General features: G+C 70.6%; 17 protein-coding genes and 1 tRNA gene. 7 read left to right on the forward strand and 11 right to left on the reverse strand.

Going from position 1 to position 18,186, the window contains the following annotated elements:
* Positions 1 to 4: 4 nt before the first annotated feature.
* Positions 5 to 931, reverse strand: a complete 927-nt coding sequence (locus BOSE127_RS05145) for an alpha/beta fold hydrolase (protein WP_159556446.1) — start codon at positions 929 to 931, stop codon at positions 5 to 7.
* Positions 932 to 987: 56 nt separating this feature from the next.
* A complete protein-coding gene (locus BOSE127_RS05150; protein WP_017886715.1) occupies positions 988 to 1,476 on the reverse strand; it encodes a peroxiredoxin in 489 nt (162 codons plus the stop codon).
* Between the two features lie 241 nt (positions 1,477 to 1,717).
* Here BOSE127_RS05150 and aceE point away from each other — a divergent pair, with 241 nt between their 5' ends.
* The 6 genes from aceE to BOSE127_RS05180 all read left to right on the forward strand — a co-directional run bounded on the left by aceE (position 1,718) and on the right by BOSE127_RS05180 (position 9,483).
* The gene (aceE, locus tag BOSE127_RS05155; RefSeq protein WP_017886714.1) at positions 1,718 to 4,462 is read left to right on the forward strand and encodes a pyruvate dehydrogenase (acetyl-transferring), homodimeric type; all 2,745 of its coding nucleotides are present in this window, start codon (positions 1,718 to 1,720) and stop codon (positions 4,460 to 4,462) included.
* A gap of 7 nt (positions 4,463 to 4,469) precedes the next feature.
* A complete protein-coding gene (locus BOSE127_RS05160; protein WP_056068318.1) occupies positions 4,470 to 5,696 on the forward strand; it encodes a PucR family transcriptional regulator in 1,227 nt (408 codons plus the stop codon).
* 93 nt (positions 5,697 to 5,789) lie between these two features.
* Positions 5,790 to 6,731 (forward strand): ACP S-malonyltransferase, encoded by a 942-nt coding sequence (locus tag BOSE127_RS05165; protein WP_159556448.1) that lies wholly within the window; start codon positions 5,790 to 5,792, stop codon positions 6,729 to 6,731.
* Complete coding sequence (locus BOSE127_RS05170) at positions 6,728 to 7,780, forward strand: beta-ketoacyl-ACP synthase III (RefSeq protein ID WP_017886711.1); 1,053 nt, start codon at positions 6,728 to 6,730, stop codon at positions 7,778 to 7,780. Before BOSE127_RS05165 ends, BOSE127_RS05170 begins: the two co-directional genes overlap by 4 nt.
* Before the next feature lie 122 nt (positions 7,781 to 7,902).
* A complete protein-coding gene (locus BOSE127_RS05175) occupies positions 7,903 to 8,151 on the forward strand; it encodes an acyl carrier protein (protein ID WP_017886710.1) in 249 nt (82 codons plus the stop codon).
* An 87-nt stretch (positions 8,152 to 8,238) separates the two neighbouring features.
* Positions 8,239 to 9,483 carry a beta-ketoacyl-[acyl-carrier-protein] synthase family protein gene (locus tag BOSE127_RS05180; RefSeq protein ID WP_017886709.1) on the forward strand — a complete coding sequence of 415 codons (1,245 nt, stop codon included), beginning with the start codon at positions 8,239 to 8,241 and terminating at the stop codon, positions 9,481 to 9,483.
* Between the two features lie 222 nt (positions 9,484 to 9,705).
* On the opposite strand, the gene BOSE127_RS05185 is transcribed toward BOSE127_RS05180, so the two are convergent.
* From BOSE127_RS05185 to BOSE127_RS05210, 6 genes are all read right to left on the reverse strand, one after another.
* The gene (locus BOSE127_RS05185) at positions 9,706 to 10,206 is read right to left on the reverse strand and encodes a DUF3145 domain-containing protein (protein ID WP_031259468.1); all 501 of its coding nucleotides are present in this window, start codon (positions 10,204 to 10,206) and stop codon (positions 9,706 to 9,708) included.
* Between the two features lie 158 nt (positions 10,207 to 10,364).
* Entirely contained in the window at positions 10,365 to 11,210 is an 846-nt protein-coding gene (locus tag BOSE127_RS05190) for a DUF1684 domain-containing protein (protein ID WP_159556450.1), read from the reverse strand.
* Positions 11,207 to 12,331, reverse strand: a complete 1,125-nt coding sequence (locus tag BOSE127_RS05195) for an AI-2E family transporter (RefSeq protein WP_017886706.1) — start codon at positions 12,329 to 12,331, stop codon at positions 11,207 to 11,209. Before BOSE127_RS05195 ends, BOSE127_RS05190 begins: the two co-directional genes overlap by 4 nt.
* 7 nt (positions 12,332 to 12,338) lie before the next feature.
* Positions 12,339 to 12,413, reverse strand: a tRNA-Ile gene (locus tag BOSE127_RS05200).
* A gap of 13 nt (positions 12,414 to 12,426) precedes the next feature.
* Positions 12,427 to 13,638, reverse strand: a complete 1,212-nt coding sequence (locus tag BOSE127_RS05205) for a glycosyltransferase (RefSeq protein ID WP_042539008.1) — start codon at positions 13,636 to 13,638, stop codon at positions 12,427 to 12,429.
* A gap of 131 nt (positions 13,639 to 13,769) precedes the next feature.
* On the reverse strand, positions 13,770 to 14,684 hold the full coding sequence (locus BOSE127_RS05210) for a hypothetical protein (RefSeq protein WP_017886704.1): 915 nt from the start codon (positions 14,682 to 14,684) through the stop codon (positions 13,770 to 13,772).
* 39 nt (positions 14,685 to 14,723) lie between these two features.
* On the opposite strand from BOSE127_RS05210, the gene def reads away from it, so the two are divergent.
* A complete protein-coding gene (gene def / locus BOSE127_RS05215; RefSeq protein WP_017886703.1) occupies positions 14,724 to 15,299 on the forward strand; it encodes a peptide deformylase in 576 nt (191 codons plus the stop codon).
* Between the two features lie 58 nt (positions 15,300 to 15,357).
* Here def and BOSE127_RS05220 read toward each other — a convergent pair whose 3' ends face one another.
* The 3 genes from BOSE127_RS05220 to BOSE127_RS17310 are packed head-to-tail and all read right to left on the reverse strand — an operon-like array spanning position 15,358 to position 18,137.
* Positions 15,358 to 15,846 (reverse strand): hypothetical protein, encoded by a 489-nt coding sequence (locus BOSE127_RS05220; RefSeq protein ID WP_159556452.1) that lies wholly within the window; start codon positions 15,844 to 15,846, stop codon positions 15,358 to 15,360.
* Positions 15,847 to 15,897: 51 nt separating this feature from the next.
* Positions 15,898 to 16,608, reverse strand: a complete 711-nt coding sequence (locus tag BOSE127_RS17420) for a pentapeptide repeat-containing protein (protein WP_262117457.1) — start codon at positions 16,606 to 16,608, stop codon at positions 15,898 to 15,900.
* Entirely contained in the window at positions 16,605 to 18,137 is a 1,533-nt protein-coding gene (locus BOSE127_RS17310) for a hypothetical protein (RefSeq protein WP_159556454.1), read from the reverse strand. The genes BOSE127_RS17420 and BOSE127_RS17310 overlap by 4 nt, the downstream gene beginning before the upstream one ends.
* Between the last annotated feature and the right edge of the window lie 49 nt (positions 18,138 to 18,186).

An 18,186-nucleotide genomic window follows, 5' to 3' on the forward strand; every position in this document is an offset into this window, starting at 1 on the left:
GAACTCAGACGAACCCGAGCTCGTGCGCGACCGCGTCGGGACGCTCGACGTGGGCGAAGTGCCCGCACGCCTCCAGCAGCACCGTGCGGGTCTGCGGCACGAGCGCCCGCAGTGCGGCCAGGTCCGAGACGCGAGCGAACACGTCGTCGCGGCCCGCGATCGCCGTCACCGGGCAGGTGATCGCGCGCCACCGGTCGACGTCGTACGCCGCCGCCGACCGTGCCGCCTCGGTGAACTGCTCCGGCCGGAGCTCGTCCACGAAGGCTGCCAGGACGCTCGGGTCCAGGCGTCGCACGTGCGTGAACACCGGCGCCGCGACGAGTGGCAGCAGGCCGCTCCGGGCGATCCCCCGGAGCAGCGGACGAGCGGCGCCACCGGTCACCGTCAGGCCGGCTCGCAGCAGGGTGAACGCCGGCAGGGTGCCGAGCGCCCGGACGGGGTGCCGAGCCGCACCGGCCGTCGCGACCGTCGTGCCGGACACCAGCGCGAGCGACCGGACCCGCTCGGGCGCCACCACGGCCAGGTGCAACCCGACGAACGCGCCCATGGAGTGCCCGACGACGTCGACCGCACCGAGGTCCAGTGCTCCGAGGACCGCGGTGACGGCAGCCGTGACGGCGTCGAGCCCGAGCGGACCGTCGGGGGCCGGCGAGGACCCCCAGCCGGGCAGGTCGACGAGCACCAGTCCGCGGGCACCGATGCCGTCCGCGGCGCGCAGCAGCGGGGTCCACGTCGACCAGGAGCCGGCGATGCCGTGCAGCAGCAGGAGCGGGTCCGGGCCGACGCGGTGGTGCACCACCACTGGCCCGGTCGGGGTGTCGACGACCGTGCGGGTCAGGCCCCAGGCGCCGGGCGTGACGCGCACCGGGTACGGGGCGTAGCCGTCGGAGGCGACCCCGCGACCACGCGGGTCGGTGTCGATGGCGTGCACCGGGCCTCCTGTCCGACCGTCGACGCGGATGCGTCCGTCAGCAGGGATTCGGAACGCTAGCCGACGGGGACGGGTGCCGAGCAGGCGGCGAGCCGGTCGAGGGCCGCCTTGTACTCGGCCACGTCGCGCTGCAGGCCGGGCTCGGTGATGATCGAGGCCTTGATGCGGCCCTGCACGTCGATGACGAAGGTCGCGCGGGTGGCGAAGCCCTTGTGCTCGAGGAACACGCCGTACTCCTTCGAGACCGCGCCGTGCGGCCAGAAGTCGGCGAGCAGTTCGAAGTCGTAGCCGTTCGTCTCGGCGAACGACCGCAGCGTCGCCTTCGAGTCGACCGAGATGCCGAGGAGCTCGATGCGCTGGTCCTGGAACATCGTGATGTTGTCCTGCAGGGTGCAGAGCTCGTTCGTGCACCCCGACGAGAACGCCAGCGGGAAGAAGACGAGTGCGACCGGGCGGTTGCCGCGGAAGTCGCTGAGTCGGACGTGCTCACCGAACTGGTTCGGGAGCTCGAAGTCCGGCGCGAGTGAGCCGATCTCCAGTGCCATCGCTACGTGTGCTTCTTCCTCGGGCGTGGGGTGTGCCCGTCGGGTCCGTGCACCGCGGATCGCGTGTGCACGATCGGCCATGCTACGCCGACGACACGCGAATGCAAGCACCCGTCCACCTGCACGTCACCATCAGCATCAGCGTCGGTCCTGGGGCCTAGAGTGGACGGGGCCCCAGCCGGTCGCGACCCGACCACCGGAGCCACCATGTCCACCACCACGAGAACGAACGAGGTCAAGGGTGACGGTGAACGACCAGGACCCGTACAGCACCGGGGCGAACGACCAGGATCCGCAGGAGACCGCCGAATGGCGTGAGTCCCTGGACGGGCTGGTCCAGACCCACGGACACCAGCGCGGTCGCGAGATCATGCTGAGCCTGCTCAAGCGGTCCAAGGAACTGCACCTCGGTGTGCCGATGGTCCCGACGACGGACTACGTGAACACCATCGCGCCGGAGAACGAGCCGGAGTTCCCCGGCGACGAAGAGCTGGAGCGCCGGTACCGCCGCTGGATCCGCTGGAACGCGGCCATCACGGTGCACCGCGCGCAGCGTCCGGGCATCGCGGTCGGCGGGCACATCTCGACGTACGCGTCGAGCGCCGCGATGTACGAGGTCGGCTACAACCACTTCTTCCGCGCGCAGGACCACCCCTCCGGTGGCGACCAGGTCTTCTTCCAGGGCCACGCCTCCCCCGGCATGTACGCCCGCGCCTACATGGAAGGGCGCCTGTCCGAGGACCAGCTCGACGGGTTCCGGCAGGAGAAGTCGCACGCCGGCGGCGGCCTGTCGTCGTACCCGCACCCGCGCCTCATGCCGCACTTCTGGCAGTTCCCGACCGTGTCGATGGGCATCGGCCCGATCAACGCGATCTACCAGGCGCAGCAGGCCAAGTACCTGTCGAACCGCGGCATCAAGGACGCCATGGACCAGCAGGTCTGGGCGTTCCTGGGCGACGGCGAGATGGACGAGGTCGAGTCCCGCGGCCAGCTCCAGGTCGCTGCGAACGACGGCCTCGACAACCTGAACTTCGTCATCAACTGCAACCTGCAGCGACTCGACGGTCCGGTCCGTGGCAACGGCAAGATCATCCAGGAGCTCGAGGCGTTCTTCCGCGGTGCGGGCTGGAACGTCATCAAGGTCGTCTGGGGCCGCGAGTGGGACGACCTGCTCGCCCGCGACACCGAGGGCGCGCTCCTCAACCTGATGAACCAGACGCCGGACGGCGACTACCAGACGTACAAGGCCGAGAACGGTGCCTACGTGCGCGAGAACTTCTTCGGGCGCGACCCGAAGGCGCTCGAGCTCGTCCAGGACTACACCGACGACCAGATCTGGAACCTCAAGCGCGGTGGCCACGACTACCGCAAGGTCTACGCCGCCTTCAAGGCCGCGACCGAGCACAAGGGCCAGCCGACCGTCATCCTGGCGAAGACGGTCAAGGGCTACGGCCTCGGCCCGAGCTTCGAGGGCCGCAACGCGACCCACCAGATGAAGAAGCTCACGCTCGACAACCTCAAGCAGTTCCGCGACGAGATGCGCATCCCGATCTCCGACGCGCAGCTGGAAGAGAACCCCTACACGCCGCCGTACTACCACCCGGGCAACGACGACGAGGCGATCCAGTACATGCACGAGCGCCGTCGCGCGCTCGGTGGCTACGTGCCGGAACGTCGCACGAAGTACACGCAGTTCACGCTGCCGGACGACTCGAAGTACCAGGTCGTGAAGAAGGGCTCCGGCAAGCAGGAGGTCGCCACCACCATGGCGTTCGCCCGCCTGCTGAAGGACCTGCTGCGCTCGCCCGACTTCGGTGACCGCGTGGTCCCGATCATCCCGGACGAAGCACGCACGTTCGGCATGGACGCCTACTTCCCGTCGGCGAAGATCTACAACCCGAACGGCCAGCACTACACGTCCGTCGACCGCGAACTCCTCCTCGCCTACAAGGAGAGCCCGCAGGGCCAGATCATCCACGTCGGCATCAACGAGGCGGGCGCCCTGGCGGCGTTCACCGCGGTCGGTACCTCGTACTCGACGCAGGGCGAGCCGCTCATCCCGGTCTACGTCTTCTACTCGATGTTCGGGTTCCAGCGCACCGGCGACGCTATCTGGGCCGCCGGCGACCAGATGACCCGTGGCTTCATGATCGGCGCGACCGCCGGCCGCACCACGCTGACGGGCGAAGGCCTGCAGCACGCGGACGGCCACTCGCCGCTCCTCGCCACGACGAACCCGGCCGTCGTCTCGTACGACCCGGCGTACGGCTACGAGATCGGCCACATCGTCAAGGCCGGCCTCGACCGCATGTACGGCACGAACGAGGACGGCTCGCCGAAGCACGCCGACCCGAACGTCATGTACTACCTGACGGTCTACAACGAGCCGCTGGTGCAGCCGGCCGAGCCCGAGGGCGTCGACGTCGAGGGCATCCTCAAGGGCATGTACCTGCTCAAGCCGAGCGAGCACGACGGCCCGAAGGCCCAGCTGCTCGCGTCCGGTGTCGCCGTGCCGTGGATCCTCGAGGCGCAGCAGCTCCTCGCCGAGGACTGGGGCGTGTCGGCCGACGTGTGGAGCGTCACGAGCTGGGGTGAGCTGTACCGCGACGGTGTGGCCGCCGAGCAGCAGGCGTTCCTCAACCCGAACGAGCCGGCCCGCACGCCGTTCGTCACCGAGCGTCTGCTCGGCACCGAAGGACCGGTCGTCGCCGTGAGCGACTTCATGCACCTGGTGCAGGAGCAGATCCGTCCGTTCGTGCCGACCGACTACGCCACCCTCGGTGCCGACGGCTTCGGTTTCTCGGACACCCGTCCGGCCGCTCGCCGCTTCTTCCACATCGACGGCCCCTCGGTCGTCGTGCGGACGCTGCAGCAGCTCGCCCGCCAGGGCAAGGTCGACGGCGCGCTCGTCCAGCAGGCGATCGACAAGTACCGCCTGCACGACGTGACCGCCGGCACCACCGGCAGCGCGGGCGGCGAGAGCTGATCACCCCGTGACGACGGTCCGCCCGGACCACGAGAGCCAGGAGAGCGCGCGTGAGCGTGCGCTCTCCTGGCTCCGTCAGGTGTCCGGAGAACTCTCCACCGCGACCATCAAGCGGCTCGAGGAAACCCTCCCCTGGTACAGCGAGATGCCACCGGGGCGCCGCTCCGCCGTGGGCCTCGTCGCCCAGGCCGGCATCACGTCGTTCATCAGCTGGCTCGAGGGCACTGCGTCGACGCCGTGGATCGCCGCGGCCGACGTCTTCGGGTCCGCCCCACGGGAGCTCCTGCGCTCGGTGAGCCTGCAGCAGACCCTGCAGCTCATCCGCGTCGTCGTCACCGTGGTCGAGGAACGCGCCGCCGACGACGAGATGCTGCAGGAGGCGATCCTCAAGTACTCCCGTGACATCGCGTTCGCGGCCGCCGACGTCTACGCCCGCGCGGCCGAGGCCCGGGGCCTGTGGGACGCCCGGCTCGAAGCCCTCGTTGTCGACTCGATCCTCTCGGGCGAGTACGACGACGAACTGCCGTCCCGCATCGCCGCCCTCGGGTGGCACGGGCACGGCGAGGTCGCGGTGCTCGTCGGCACCGCGCCGAAGCAGCTCGAGGTCGACCAGGTCCGTCGCACCGCACGGCACATGGACGCCGACGTGCTCGTCGGGGTCCAGGGATCGCGGCTCGTCGTGGTCATCGGTCGCGCCACCCCGCGTGACGACGTGCCCGAGGGCGAGGAGCCCGTCTCCTTCACGACCATCGCGCAGGCCCTCGAACCGCTGTTCGGCGACGGCCACCTGGTCCTCGGCAACGAGGTCCCCGGGGTCGTCGACGCCTCGACCAGCGCGAAGGCCGCCTTGGCCGGGTTCGCCGTCGCGCGTGCCTGGCGCGGTGTCCCCCGTCCGGCCCTCGCCGACGACCTGCTCCCCGAGCGCGCCCTGGCCGGTGACCCGCTGGCCCGCTCGGCCCTGGTCCAGCGCATCTACGTCCCGCTCAAGGACCAGTCGACCGAGCTCCTGCAGACGCTGTGGTGCTACCTGGACACCGGCCGCTCGCTCGAGGCCACCGCCAGGGAGCTCTTCGTGCACCCGAACACCGTGCGCTACCGCCTGCGCCGCGTCGCCGACATCATCGGCTGGGACGCCACGAACGCCCGGGACGCCCTGATCGTGCAGTCGGCGCTCATCCTCGGCGCGATGTCGGAGTCCGCGACCGGCCGTCGCCGCATCACACCCCGACGCTGACGCGCCGGGGCGTAGAGAACCGACAATGTCCCACCGGGATTCGTGTGGGAAGTCCACACGTGCCCTGCGGGTCGAGAACGCGAGGATTGTCCGGTGATCGTCGTCGTCGCGCCCGGACAGGGCTCCCAGACCCCCGGCTTCCTCGCCCCCTGGCTCGAGGACGCCACCGTTCGTGAACGCGTCGGGCAATGGTCGGAGTCGATCGGCGTCGACCTCGCCGAGCACGGCACGAACTCCGACGCGGACACCATCAAGGACACCGCGCTCGCACAGCCCCTCATCGTGGCCGCTGGCCTGGTGACCGCCGACGCACTGCTCGCCGAGGGCCGTCGTGCCCTGGTGGGCGGGGTCGCCGGACACTCGGTGGGCGAGTTCACCGCCGCCGCGGTCGCCGGGATCCTCGAGCCGACCGACGCCGTCGCACTGGTCGCCGAGCGGGGCCGGGCCATGGCCGACGCCGCCGCGCTCGAACCGACCTCGATGGCCGCCGTCCTCGGTGGCGACGCCGATGCGGTCGCCGCCGCCCTCGCCGAGCACGGCCTGGTGCCCGCGAACCACAACGGTGGCGGCCAGACCGTCGTCGCCGGCGCCGCGGACGCCATCGCCGCCCTCGCCGCAGCCCCGCCCGCCAAGGCCCGGGTCATCCCCCTCGCCGTCGCCGGCGCGTTCCACACCCGCTACATGGCGCCCGCCGTCGAGCGGGTCGCACCGGTGGCGGCCGCCGCGGCCGTGCAGGACCCGACCCTGCCGATCTGGACCAACGCCGACGGCTCCCGGGTGGACGACGGCCGACGCTTCGTCGACCTGATGGTCCAGCAGATCGCGAACCCGGTGCACTGGGACGCGGTCATGGAGTCCTTCTCCGCCGCCGGCGTGACCGGCATCATCGAGCTCGCACCCGCCGGTGCCCTCGTCGGCCTGGCGAAGCGCGGCCTCCGCGGCACGCCGACCGTCGCCATCAAGACCCCCGACGACCTGCCTGCAGCGATCGACCTGCTGCAGCGCGCGGGCCAGGAAGCAGACGCAACCGCATGACCGACCCGACCACCCCGACGGACGCCCCCACGGGCCTCCCGACCGGGTCCGCGCGCCCGCTGCTCCAGCAGCGCCGCGGCCACGAGTTCACCCGGATCCTGGCGTTCGGCGCCGCCCGCGGCGAGAACGTCGTGCCGAACGACGACCTCGTCGGCCCGATCGACTCGTCCGACGAGTGGATCCGCCAGCGCACCGGCATCATCACCCGCAAGCGTGCCGGCGAGGACGTCGAAGCCGTCGACCTCGCCGAGACCGCCGCACGCGAGGCGATCGAGAAGGCCGGCATCGAGCCGTCCCAGATCGGCGTCGTGCTCGTGAGCACCGTCACGCACACCGTCGCCACCCCGTCGATGGCGTCGCTGCTCGCCGAACGCATCGGTGCCACCCCGGCCGCCGCGTACGACATCAGCGCCGCCTGCGCCGGGTACGCCTACGGCATCGCCCAGGCCGACTCGTTCATCAAGTCCGGGCTCGCCGACCACGTGCTGGTCGTCGGGGCCGAGAAGCTCAGCGACGTCGTCGACCCGACCGACCGCTCGATCTCGTTCCTGCTCGGGGACGGTGCCGGCGCCGCCGTGATCGGCCCGAGCGACTTCCCGGGCATCGCCCCCACCATCTGGGGCTCGGACGGCTCGAAGTGGGACGCCATCGGCATGACCGCGACCTACAACGAGTGGGAGGCCGGTGCACCCCGCCCGACCATGCGCCAGGCCGGCCAGACGGTGTTCCGCTGGGCCGTCTGGGAGATGGTCAAGGTCGCCCGACAGGCGCTCGAGACCGCCGGGGTCCGCCCCGAGGACCTCGCAGCCTTCGTGCCGCACCAGGCGAACATCCGCATCATCGACGAGTTCGCCAAGCAGCTCGGCCTGCCCGAGACGGTGACGATCGCCCGCGACATCACCACCACCGGCAACACCTCCGCCGCGAGCATCCCGCTCGCCACGCACCGCCTGCTCGAGGAGCACCCGGACCTGTCGGGCGGTCTCGCCCTGCAGATCGGCTTCGGCGCTGGACTCGTGTTCGGCGCCCAGGTGGTCGTCCTCCCCTGATCCCACCCCGGTCGCGCACCCGCGCGACCGGTCCCCATCCCGACGAGCCTCCGCGCACCCGGACCCCGCGTGCCCTAGGCTGGTCAACGGTCAAACGACACCCCCCTTCAAGGAGAACACTCATGGCCCTGTCCAACGAAGAAGTCCTCGCCGGCCTGGCCGAGCTGATCAACGACGAGACCGGTATCGCCACCGACACCGTCGCCGCCGACAAGTCCTTCACGGACGACCTCGACATCGACTCCATCTCGATGATGACCATCGTGGTCAACGCCGAGGAGAAGTTCGACGTGAAGATCCCGGACGAAGAGGTCAAGAACCTCAAGACCGTCGGCAACGCGGTCGACTACATCGTCAAGGCCCAGGCCTGACACGAGCTTCCTGAGCGCCGCGGCCCGCGGACCCCTGCGGGCCGCGGCGTTCATCTTGTTCACCCCAACGAAAGAACACGTCGTCCCATGACCAAGAAGACCGTCGTCGTCACCGGGATCGGTGCGATCTCACCCCTCGCCGCGACCGCCCCGGACACCTGGGACGCGCTGCTCGCCGGCAAGTCCGGCATCACCCGCATCGAGGACCCCCGCTACGCCGACCTCGAACTCCCCGTGGAGTTCGCCGGCCAGGCGCGCACCTTCCTCACCGACCAGCTCACCCGCCCCGAGTCGAAGCGCCTCGACCCCTCGTCGCAGCTGTCGCTCGTCGCAGCGCGCGAAGCATGGGCCGACGCCGGCATCGACGACGAGTCGGTCGTCCCCGAGCGCTTGATCGTCGACTGGGCAACGGGCATCGGTGGCGTGAACACGCTGCTCGACGCCTGGGACACCCTGCGCGAGAAGGGCCCGCGTCGCGTCCTGCCGATGACGGTCCCGATGCTCATGGCGAACGGTCCCGCCGCCGCCATCGAGATGGAGTTCGGCGCCCGTGGCGGCGCCCGCACCTACCTGTCGGCGTGTGCCTCGTCGACCGAGTCGCTGGCCGAGGCCTACCGGCACATCGCCGACGGCGACGCCGACATCGTCATCACCGGTGGCGCCGAGGCCGCGCTGCACCCGCTCCCGCTGGCCGCGTTCGCCGCCATGCAGGCCCTGTCGCGCCGCAACGACTCCCCCGAGACCGCGTCGCGCCCCTACGACGTCACGCGTGACGGCTTCGTCCTCGGTGACGGCGCCGCGGCGCTCATCCTCGAGTCGAAGGAGCACGCCGAGGCCCGCGGCGCGACCATCTACGCCGAGGTCGCCGGCTCCGGCATCACCTCGGACGCCTTCCACATCACCGCGCCGGACCCCGAGGGCAGCGCCGCCGCCCGTGCGGTCCTGCAGGCCCTCGAGCACGCCGACGCGAGCATCGAGGACGTCGTGCACGTCAACGCGCACGCCACCTCGACCCCCGTCGGGGACGTCGCCGAGTACCACGCGATGCGTCGGGTCTTCGGCGACCACCTGGACAACGTCGTGGTGTCGGCCACCAAGGCGTCCACGGGCCACCTGCTCGGTGGTGCCGGTGCGATCGAGGCGGTCTTCACCGTCCTCGCGCTGCACAACCGCGTCGCGCCGCCGACGATCAACCTGCACGACCAGGACCCGGAGATCGTCATGGACGTCGCCCGCGAACCGCGTGCGCTGCCCGAAGGCGACCTGCTCGCCGTCAGCAACTCGTTCGGCTTCGGCGGACACAACGCCGTGGTCGCGTTCCGCAGCGTCTAGTCACGGCAGCACCTGCCAGGAGGCCCGTCCCGCGTCATCGGGGCGGGCTTCCGTCGTTCCGGTGCCCGGGTCAGCCCCCCGTCCACACGCCGTCGTGTCGCTGCCGCGCCCTGGGAACGACGAGACGCCGCCGTATTCGGCGGCGTCTCGAGTCTGTGGCGGTGTCCGGGCGACACGCCGGCGTCCGGCGCACCCGACACGCCGGCGTGTGGCGAGTCCGGGTCAGCCGACGCGGTGCAGCCAGACGACCGGGTTGCCCTCGGCGGCGTGGCGGAAGGGCTCGAGCTCGTCGTCCCAGGCCTGCCCGAGGGCCAGTCGCAACTCACGGTGCAGTTCGAGGGCGTTGCTGCCCGCGACCTCCATCGCGTAGCGCACCCGGTCCTCGGGGATGACCATGTTGCCCGTGACGTCGGTCTGCGCGTAGAACACCCCGAGGTCGGGCGTGTGCATCCAGCGACCACCGTCCGAGGCGCTCGTCGGCTCCTCGGTGACCTCGTACCGCAGGTGCTCCCACCCGCGCAGGGCAGAGGCGATCGCGGCACCGGCACCGACCGCACCGGTCCACGTGAACTCGGTCCGACGCGCACCGTCCTGCGCGGGCTGGTCGAGCCACGAGAAGTTCACGGCGCGGTTCATCGCGCGACCTGCTGCCCATTCGACGTGCGGGCAGAGCGCGCGGGGTGAGGAGTGCACGTAGAGCACTCCTGTCGTCGTTCCGTTCACGGTTCCTCCGATACGTCAGGTGCGACTTCCCCATCGACCTGGTGCGGAGGATCCTGACCCGAGGGGCCACGGAACCATCGGTATGCGATTGTGATGTCCCGACGGGACACGCCCATTATGCAGCGCCACGCCTGGGAACGGCAAGGACCCGACCGGGTTCAGTGCAGGACGGCACCGCTCGCGTCGACCGGGTGCCGCTCCCCCGCCGTGATCGGCACGGGGACACGGTTCTCCTCCGGAGGGATCAGGCAGGCGTACTGGTACGAGAACGCGCACGGCGGCAGGACCAGCAGGTTCCAGTCGAGCTCGACCGTGGACTCGGCGCCGGGGTCGTCGAGGTACAGGAACCGACCCATCGAGTAGCTGCTGCTCGGGTCGTCCTCGGCCAGGGCACTCGTGGCGTCCTGCACGATGAGCTGCAGTCTCGCGACTCCGCGGAACGCGGCCGACCGGACAGCGACGAACCGCACCGTGGCGCCATCAACGACGGTCTCGACGTGTCCGGCAACCGGCAGGGCGTCGCCGGCGGCGTCGCGGACGCTGCCACGGGCCTCCTGACCGTCGTCCACCAGCGGGACGTACGTGCCGGACGTCACCCGGTCGCCGGACCGCGCGAAGCGGGCGATGTGCGCGAAGCGGGCGATCGCCTCGGACGACGGGTCCCAGACACGCAGGGTGTCGCCGGTGACGGTGCCGGCGAAGCCGTCCGGCAACGCGACGGTGGACGGGACGACGGCGGTGTCCCCCGCGACCAGGACCGTCCCGTCGACCGGCACGCCGTCCACGATGACGCCGTCGGACGCCTCGGCCGTGACGGTGAGTCCGCCGGGCGCCGGAGCCCAGGTGCCGGGGACCGGCCAGACCGGCTGCGGGTGGTCGACGTGTTGCGCGTTCACCAGGGCGAGCGGTCCGCGAGCACTGCGCGCCCAGCGGTCACGTTCGTCGACGTGCTCGGCGAAGGCGGCGACCGCGGCGTCGGCGGTCGCGCCGTCGCCGCGCGTCACGACTGTTCCTGGCGGGGGTAGATGACCTTCTGCACGATGATGATGACCGACGCCGCGACGGGCAGGGCCACGAGTGCGCCGAGCACACCGCCGATGGTGCCGCCCGCGACGGCGGCGATGACCACGAGCGCACCGGGTACCTGGACCGCTCGCGACATGATGCGCGGCGAGATCAGGTAGGCCTCGACCTGCATGTACACCAGGTAGTAGATCGCCGCGGCGAGGGCGGTCGCCGGTGACGCGAAGAAGCAGAGCAACGAGATCACGATCGCGGCGGCCAACGTGCCGACGAGCGGGATGAGCGAACCGAGGAACGCGAACGACGCGAGCAGCACCGGCAGCGGCGCCCCGATGATGAGCAGGAAGAAGAAGCTGAGGATGCCGTTGATGAGCGCCTGGGACACCTGCCCGACGACGTAGCGACCGACCGCCTGCGTGATCTGCTCGCTCACGTCGATGAAGTTCTGACGACGCGACGCCGGGACGAACCGGTACGCCGCACGCTTCATGCCCCGCATCGACGCGAGGAAGTAGAGCATCAGGATGATGACGATGAGCGCCCCGGTGACCCCGGACAGGATCCCGCTGCCGACCGCCAGGATCCCGCCGCCGACACTGAGCAGGTTGCCCGGCTTCTCGACGAAGGACTGCAGCGACTGCAGCGCGTGGTCGATGTCGAACGACCCGGCGAACTGCTTCGACAGGTCCTGCACCCACTGCTGCTGCGAGATGTCCTGCACGATCTCGGGGAAGTTCTGGATCAGGTTCGACGCCTGGTCTACCAGGATCGGCACCACCGCGAACACGATGCCGGCGAAGGCCCCGAGCACCCCGACCACGACGATCGTGATGGCCGCCCACCGCGGGATGATCCGCTCGAGGAACGACACGAGCGGGTCGATGCCGAGCGCCAGGAACAGCGCGACCCCGATGTAGACCAGGACCGTGCTCAGCTCGTTGATGATCGACCCGGCGAGCAGGGCGACGAGGACCCCGATGGCGCCCATGAACCCCAGCCGGAACGCGTTCACGCGCACGCCGGTACCGCCACGGGTCACCTCGAAGGTGACGTTCGGTGTCGGTGCGTGGTCGTCCTGCGACGTGTCGCGCTTCCTTGGCATGTGCACGTAGGGCGGGCGGGACTCGAACCCGCGGATCGTTCGGTTATGAGCCGACTGCCTTGACCAGCTTGGCTACCGCCCCTCGCCGGAGGCCCTCAAGCCACCGGCTCACCACGATACAGCGACTCGAACGTCGACAGCGTGCGGTTGATGTCGTGTGCCTCGATCATGGCCAGACTGCGTTCCCGCATCGCGACGTAGTCGGACTCCGGGGCGGTGAGCACCGTCGTGAGCTTCGCTGCCAGGTCGTCCACGTCGCCCGGGGTGAACAGGTACCCGTTGCCGTCGATCAGGTGCGGGAGCGCCATCGAGTCGGCTGCGACCACGGGGAGCCCGGACGCCATCCCCTCGAGCGAGGAGATGCTCTGCAGCTCGGCCGTCGACGGCATCGCGAACACCGTCGCGTTGGTCAGGGCCTCCTGCTTGCGCTCGTCCGAGACGAAGCCCAGGAACCGCACGCGGTCCTCGAGCCCGAGCTCCTTCGCCAGTGCGGTGAGCTTCGGGATCATCTCGCCGTCGCCGACGATGGTCAGGGTCGTGGCCAGCTCGGCCGGCAGCAGCGCCACGGCACGGACCAGGACGTCGAGGTTCTTCTCCGGGGCGACCCGGCCCACGAAGACGATGTCGTTGTTCACCGGGCGCCCCTCGCGCGCGACGTAGCGGGACGCGTCGATGCCGCACGAGATCGCCAGGACCTGCTGGCCGGCGATGGCCTTCCGCAGGTAGTCGGCGGCCAGGTTGGTCGGCGTCGTGATCGTGTCGGCCAGCCGGTAGGTCTTGGCGGCGTCGCTCCACGCGATCTTCAGCGCGAGGGGCAGTGTCCACTTGCCGAACGGCGTGTACTCGAGCAGGTTCTCCGGCATGAAGTGGTTCGTCGCGATGACCCGGATGCCGCGGTCGTTCGCCTCGTGCACGATGCCACGACCGATGACCACGTGCGACTGGATGTGCAGCACGTCGGGCTTGACCGCGTCGAGGATCGGGGCGGTCCACTTCCGGACGCTCCACGGCCACACGAAGCGCAGCCACGGGTGCAGCGGCCACTTGTACGACTTCAGGCGGTGCACGACGAGGGTGACGCCGTGGTGCTCCTCGTCGAAGGTGCCGTAGTGGCGGCTCGACGCCGGGGCCACGATGTGCACCTCGTGCCCGCGCTCGGCCAGTCCGACGGCGAGCTGCTCGGCGAAGGTCGCGGCGCCGTTGACGTCGGGGGCGAAGGTGTCCGCTGCGATCAGCACGCGCAGCGGTCGGTGACCGCCCGTCGCACCCGTCGGTCCGGCGGTGGCGGTGGTGGCGTCTCCTGACACGGCTGAGTTCGTCCTCTCGTGGGCGATGGCTGGTCGGCTGTGACGCTATCGCACCAGGATCGACGGTCGCGTCAGCCGCGCGGATGAGCGCCGCGACCACCGGGCGCCGAGCGCCGAGCGCGCCGCGGCCGTCAGGTCCGGGTCTGGGGGTGGTGCTTGGCGAGCAGGAACACCCCGGTGATGGCGATGCCCGCGGCGACCACGAACCCCGCCACCGCGAACCACGGCGCCCCCGTTGCCTCGCCGAGCACGATCACGCCGATGCCGACCGCGACGATCGGGTCGATGACGGTCAGCCCCGCGATCACCAGGTCGGCCGAGCCGCTGGAGTACGCGTTCTGCACGAAGTACCCGCCGAGCGACGCCGCGACGACCACGCCGACGATGGCGAGCACGGTCAACCAGTCGAAGGTGTGGTTCACGAACCGGTTCAGCACCACCTTGGCCAGCGTCGCCACGAAGCCGTAGAGCACGCCGGCGCCGACGATGTAGTACAGGGCGTTCCGGCGCTTGGCGACCAGGCGGAACGACACGAGCACCAGCACCAGCACGACCGCCAGGATCACCAGCACGGTGACGAGCTGCTGGCGGGTGATCGCGCTCTCGTGCCCGACGAACGCCGCGATCCCGACGAAGATGCCGACACCGATGATGCACGTCCACACGGCACGACGAGCACGACGGCCGAGCGGGATCCCCGACGCACGCGACGAGAACCACGTCGTGATCACCAGCGCCACGGCACCCAGCGGCTGCACGACGATCAGCGGCGCGAACGTGATGCTGATGAGCTGCAGCACCACCGCGATGCCGAGCATGAGCGTGCCGAGCACCCAGTAGCCGCTCGAGACGAGCCCCACCACGTGGCGGACGCTCAGCCCCTTCGACTGCCGACCGAGACGCGCTTCGACCCGCTGCACCCCACGGCTCTGGAACTGCGCCCCCAGCGACAGGAACACCGCACCGACCAGGGCCACCGGGATCATCAGCGCCTGGAACGGCGTGAGGTTGCTCACGGCGTCGGGCAGCTGGAGGTCCGTCGTCACGCGTCGAGGCTACCGTCCCCCGCCGGATAACCTGGGTGAATGGCCGTTCTCCCGATCCGCATCACCGGCGAACCCGTCCTGCACGAGCGTGCAGCCGAGGTCACCGCGTTCGATGACGACCTCCGTTCCCTCGTCGCCGACATGCTCGAGACCATGGACCTGGCACCGGGCGTCGGCCTGGCCGGACCGCAGGTGGGCGTCGGCAAGCGCCTGTTCGTGTACTCCTACACCGACGACGACGACGTGCTGCACCGGGGCGCCGCCGTGAACCCCGTCCTGTGGACCACGCCCCCGGTCCCCGAGTCCGTCGAGGAGCTCGACGAGGACGAGGAGTCCGAGGGCTGCCTGTCGATCCCGGGCGAGCGCTTCCCGCTCCGCCGCTCCGAGGGCGCCCTGCTGCGCGCCTCCGACGAGCACGGCACCCCGTTCGAGGTCGAGGCGCACGGCTGGCTGGCCCGCATCTTCCAGCACGAGTACGACCACCTGGACGGCTGGCTCTACGCCGACCGTCTCGTGCACCCCTACGGCAAGCAGGTCGCCAAGGCGATCCGCAAGAGCAGCTGGGGCGGCCCCGGCCAGTCCTGGCTGCCCGGTCGCGACCACCCCGAGGGCTGACGCCCGTCCCGCGGCCGTCGGTCGGTCGTGGGTCAGGCGGTCGGTCTGGAGGCCCGGGTCAGCCCCGGTACGCCGCCAGCGCGTCCCGCAGGCGGTCGGTCTCCGGGTGGCCCGGGCAGTACCGCAGGAGCCCCTCGGCCACGTGGGCACCGCGCTCGTCGGCGACCGCCGACGTCCACGGCGCCGAGTCGCGCACCGCGCAGGCGCTCGCGAGCTCGACCAGGGTCGCGTCACCGCGCGCCGCCGTCACCGCGGACTGCTGCTGGCTCGACGGCACCGAGCCGGTCAGCCGCTTCGCCGAGCAGTCGGCACGCGAGGCTTCCCACACCGCTGCGTAGGTCGTGTAGCTCGCGCGGTCAGCGCCGTCCCCGCCGCAGACGAACGCGAAGACGACCGGTGACGCGCCTGAACCCAGTCCGGTGTCCGAGCTCGTCGGGTCCTCGGACGCATCGGTGTCCGGACCGACGCTGCTGCAGCCGGTGAGCACCGCCGTCACCGCCACGACGACGCCCAGCAGGGCGGATCGAGGGGAACGAGAACGGGGCACCTGTGAACGCTAACAGCATCCGCCGGGTACCAGCCGCACGAGCGACGTCGGTCAGGGTGTCGGGCCGGTGACCGTGATCGTCGCGCGCTGGTCGAGCCGACCACCGCGGTCGGCATCGGTGCTCATCCGGCAGCGCACCTGGGTGGTGCCGACCGGAGCCTGCACGTCCTGTCGGACGCAGCTCGTCGACGACACCCCGCGCGGCAGGTCGAGCCGGATGGGCACGGTCACCGGCTTGCCGTCGGGGCTCTGCAGCGTCCGGTCGGCGAGTTCCAGTGGCGTCCCCGTGACGGTCAGACCGGCCAGCTTCGCCTTGCTCAGGTCGATGCCGTCGATCTGCGCCCCGCTGATGTCGGCGACCGTCAGGTCCGCGCTGCCCAGGTCGGCGTCACGCAGGTCCGCCCCCCGCAGGTCCGCGCTGTACAGGTCGACACCACGCAGGTCCGCTCCGCGCAGGTTCGCCCCCTGCAGGTCGGCGCCGTAGAGCACGCTGTCACGCAGGTCCGAACCGCGCAGGTCCGCGCCGTGCAGGTCGGCCAGACGCAGGTCGACGGTGGCGAAGCGCACACCGGCGAGGTCCTGTTCCGGGCAGGTCGTCACGGCACCCGGCTCGGGCGCCGTGCGGACCGTGCACGAACCGATCTGGCGTTCCCCGGCGCTGGTCCCCCCGGTTCGCGCGAAGGCCGCGACGCCGATGACGACGAAGAACAGGATGGTCAGGGCAGCCACGACGACGCCGCGGAACCGTGCGGCGCGGTTCACGAGCGCACCCCCGTGAGCCACTGGGGCAGGACGTCGCGGGCCCAGCTCGAGTACCAGGCCGCCGAGTTGGCGTACGGGAAGAAGGCGCTGATCGGGTTGTAGAAGACGAAGAGCACGACACCCACCACGATCACGACGACCCACGCCACGGTGGCTGCGCGTCCGTGCAGCCGTCGGATCCACGAGGCGAGACCGAGCAGCACCACGGCCGCGATCATCGGCAGCACCGGCAACAGGTAGCGGCCCGAGAACGCGAAGTCCTGCCGGAGGTTCACCGCGGTCGCGGCGTTGAAGCACAGCACCGCCACCGTGTAGGCGACGGGGACGGCTGCCAGCCACCACATGGCCGCGTTCCGGAGCACCCGGCGCATCTGGGTCATCGCGATCGCCACGGCACCGACGCTGGCGACGGCGCCGAACAGCACGACGGCGGTGTTCGGGCGCCAGGGCAGCGACGGACCCCAGAAGAAGAAGAGCGACCGGAAGTAGGTGGTGATCCACATCCAGAGGAAGGAGACCGGCCGGAACGGTTCGAGCGTGCCGGCGGCGACCTCGAGGTCGTGGGTCCGGACCGCGTTGTAGTTCCGACGGAAGATGCCGAAGTTCATGCACGCGTCGCGGCTGTGGATCTCGGCGCAGTCGGGGTTGAGTGCCCGGTAGACGAGCAGGTTCACACCGAAGCGCTCGAGCACCAGGGCGAGCAACGCGCCGCCGATCACCACCAGGACGACGGACCGCCACGGCCGTTCGCGGAAGCCCGAGACGGCTCGACGCACGGGGTGCCGGAGCCACGAGAAACCGTCGACGCGGTACCGGAACAGCACGGCGAAGAAGGCTCCGGCCAGCACGAGCGGCGCCTGGGAGTACTTGAACATGAGCGCCAGCATCGCGGTGACGACCAGCCACGCGAGCGTCCGCAGTCCACCGCCACGGGCGACCTTGACCGCGACGGCGGCGAAGAGGAAGAAGGCGGCCATCGACGGCGCGTCGTAACTGATGGTGGCGGCCTGCCAGGCGTAGCGGCCGGTGGAAGCGGTCACCACGGTGGCGAGCAGGCCGATCGCCGTCGGGACCCCGGCGTTCCGGAACATCGCACGGAGGGCGTACAGACCGGCCCCGGCAGCCAGGACGTCGATGCTCCGCAGCACCATCACGGTCTGTTCCAGGTGGAGCCCGAGCGCCTGCGTCCCCTTCGCCGGGAACGACATCAAGTAGTAGTAGAGGTACGCCGGGAACCGCGTGACCTCGCCGAGCCACAGCTTCGACGCGTCGACGTCCTGCAGGAACGGGCCGGCGTTCCACGGGCGAGCCGCGTAGAGCATGATGTTGCCGATGTGCCGACGCTCGTCCGGGGCCGCCGAAGCAGGGACGTGGATCGTGACGGCGAACAGGAAGCCGACGAGCAGGAACGCCACGAGCACGACCACGAACGCGGTGCGTGAGGACAGCACGCGGTTGGCCCGGTCCAGCAGACCCGTGGACCGGTCACCGGTCACACGTCCGGTGGCGGACTCGTGGGTCAACGACATCGAACAGTGGCCTTCCGTGGTTCTGGGTGCGCCCGCCCAGGCTAGCAGC

It is taken from the genome of Curtobacterium sp. 8I-2, assembly GCF_902506155.1.
In the GTDB taxonomy this organism is placed as follows: domain Bacteria; phylum Actinomycetota; class Actinomycetes; order Actinomycetales; family Microbacteriaceae; genus Curtobacterium; species Curtobacterium poinsettiae.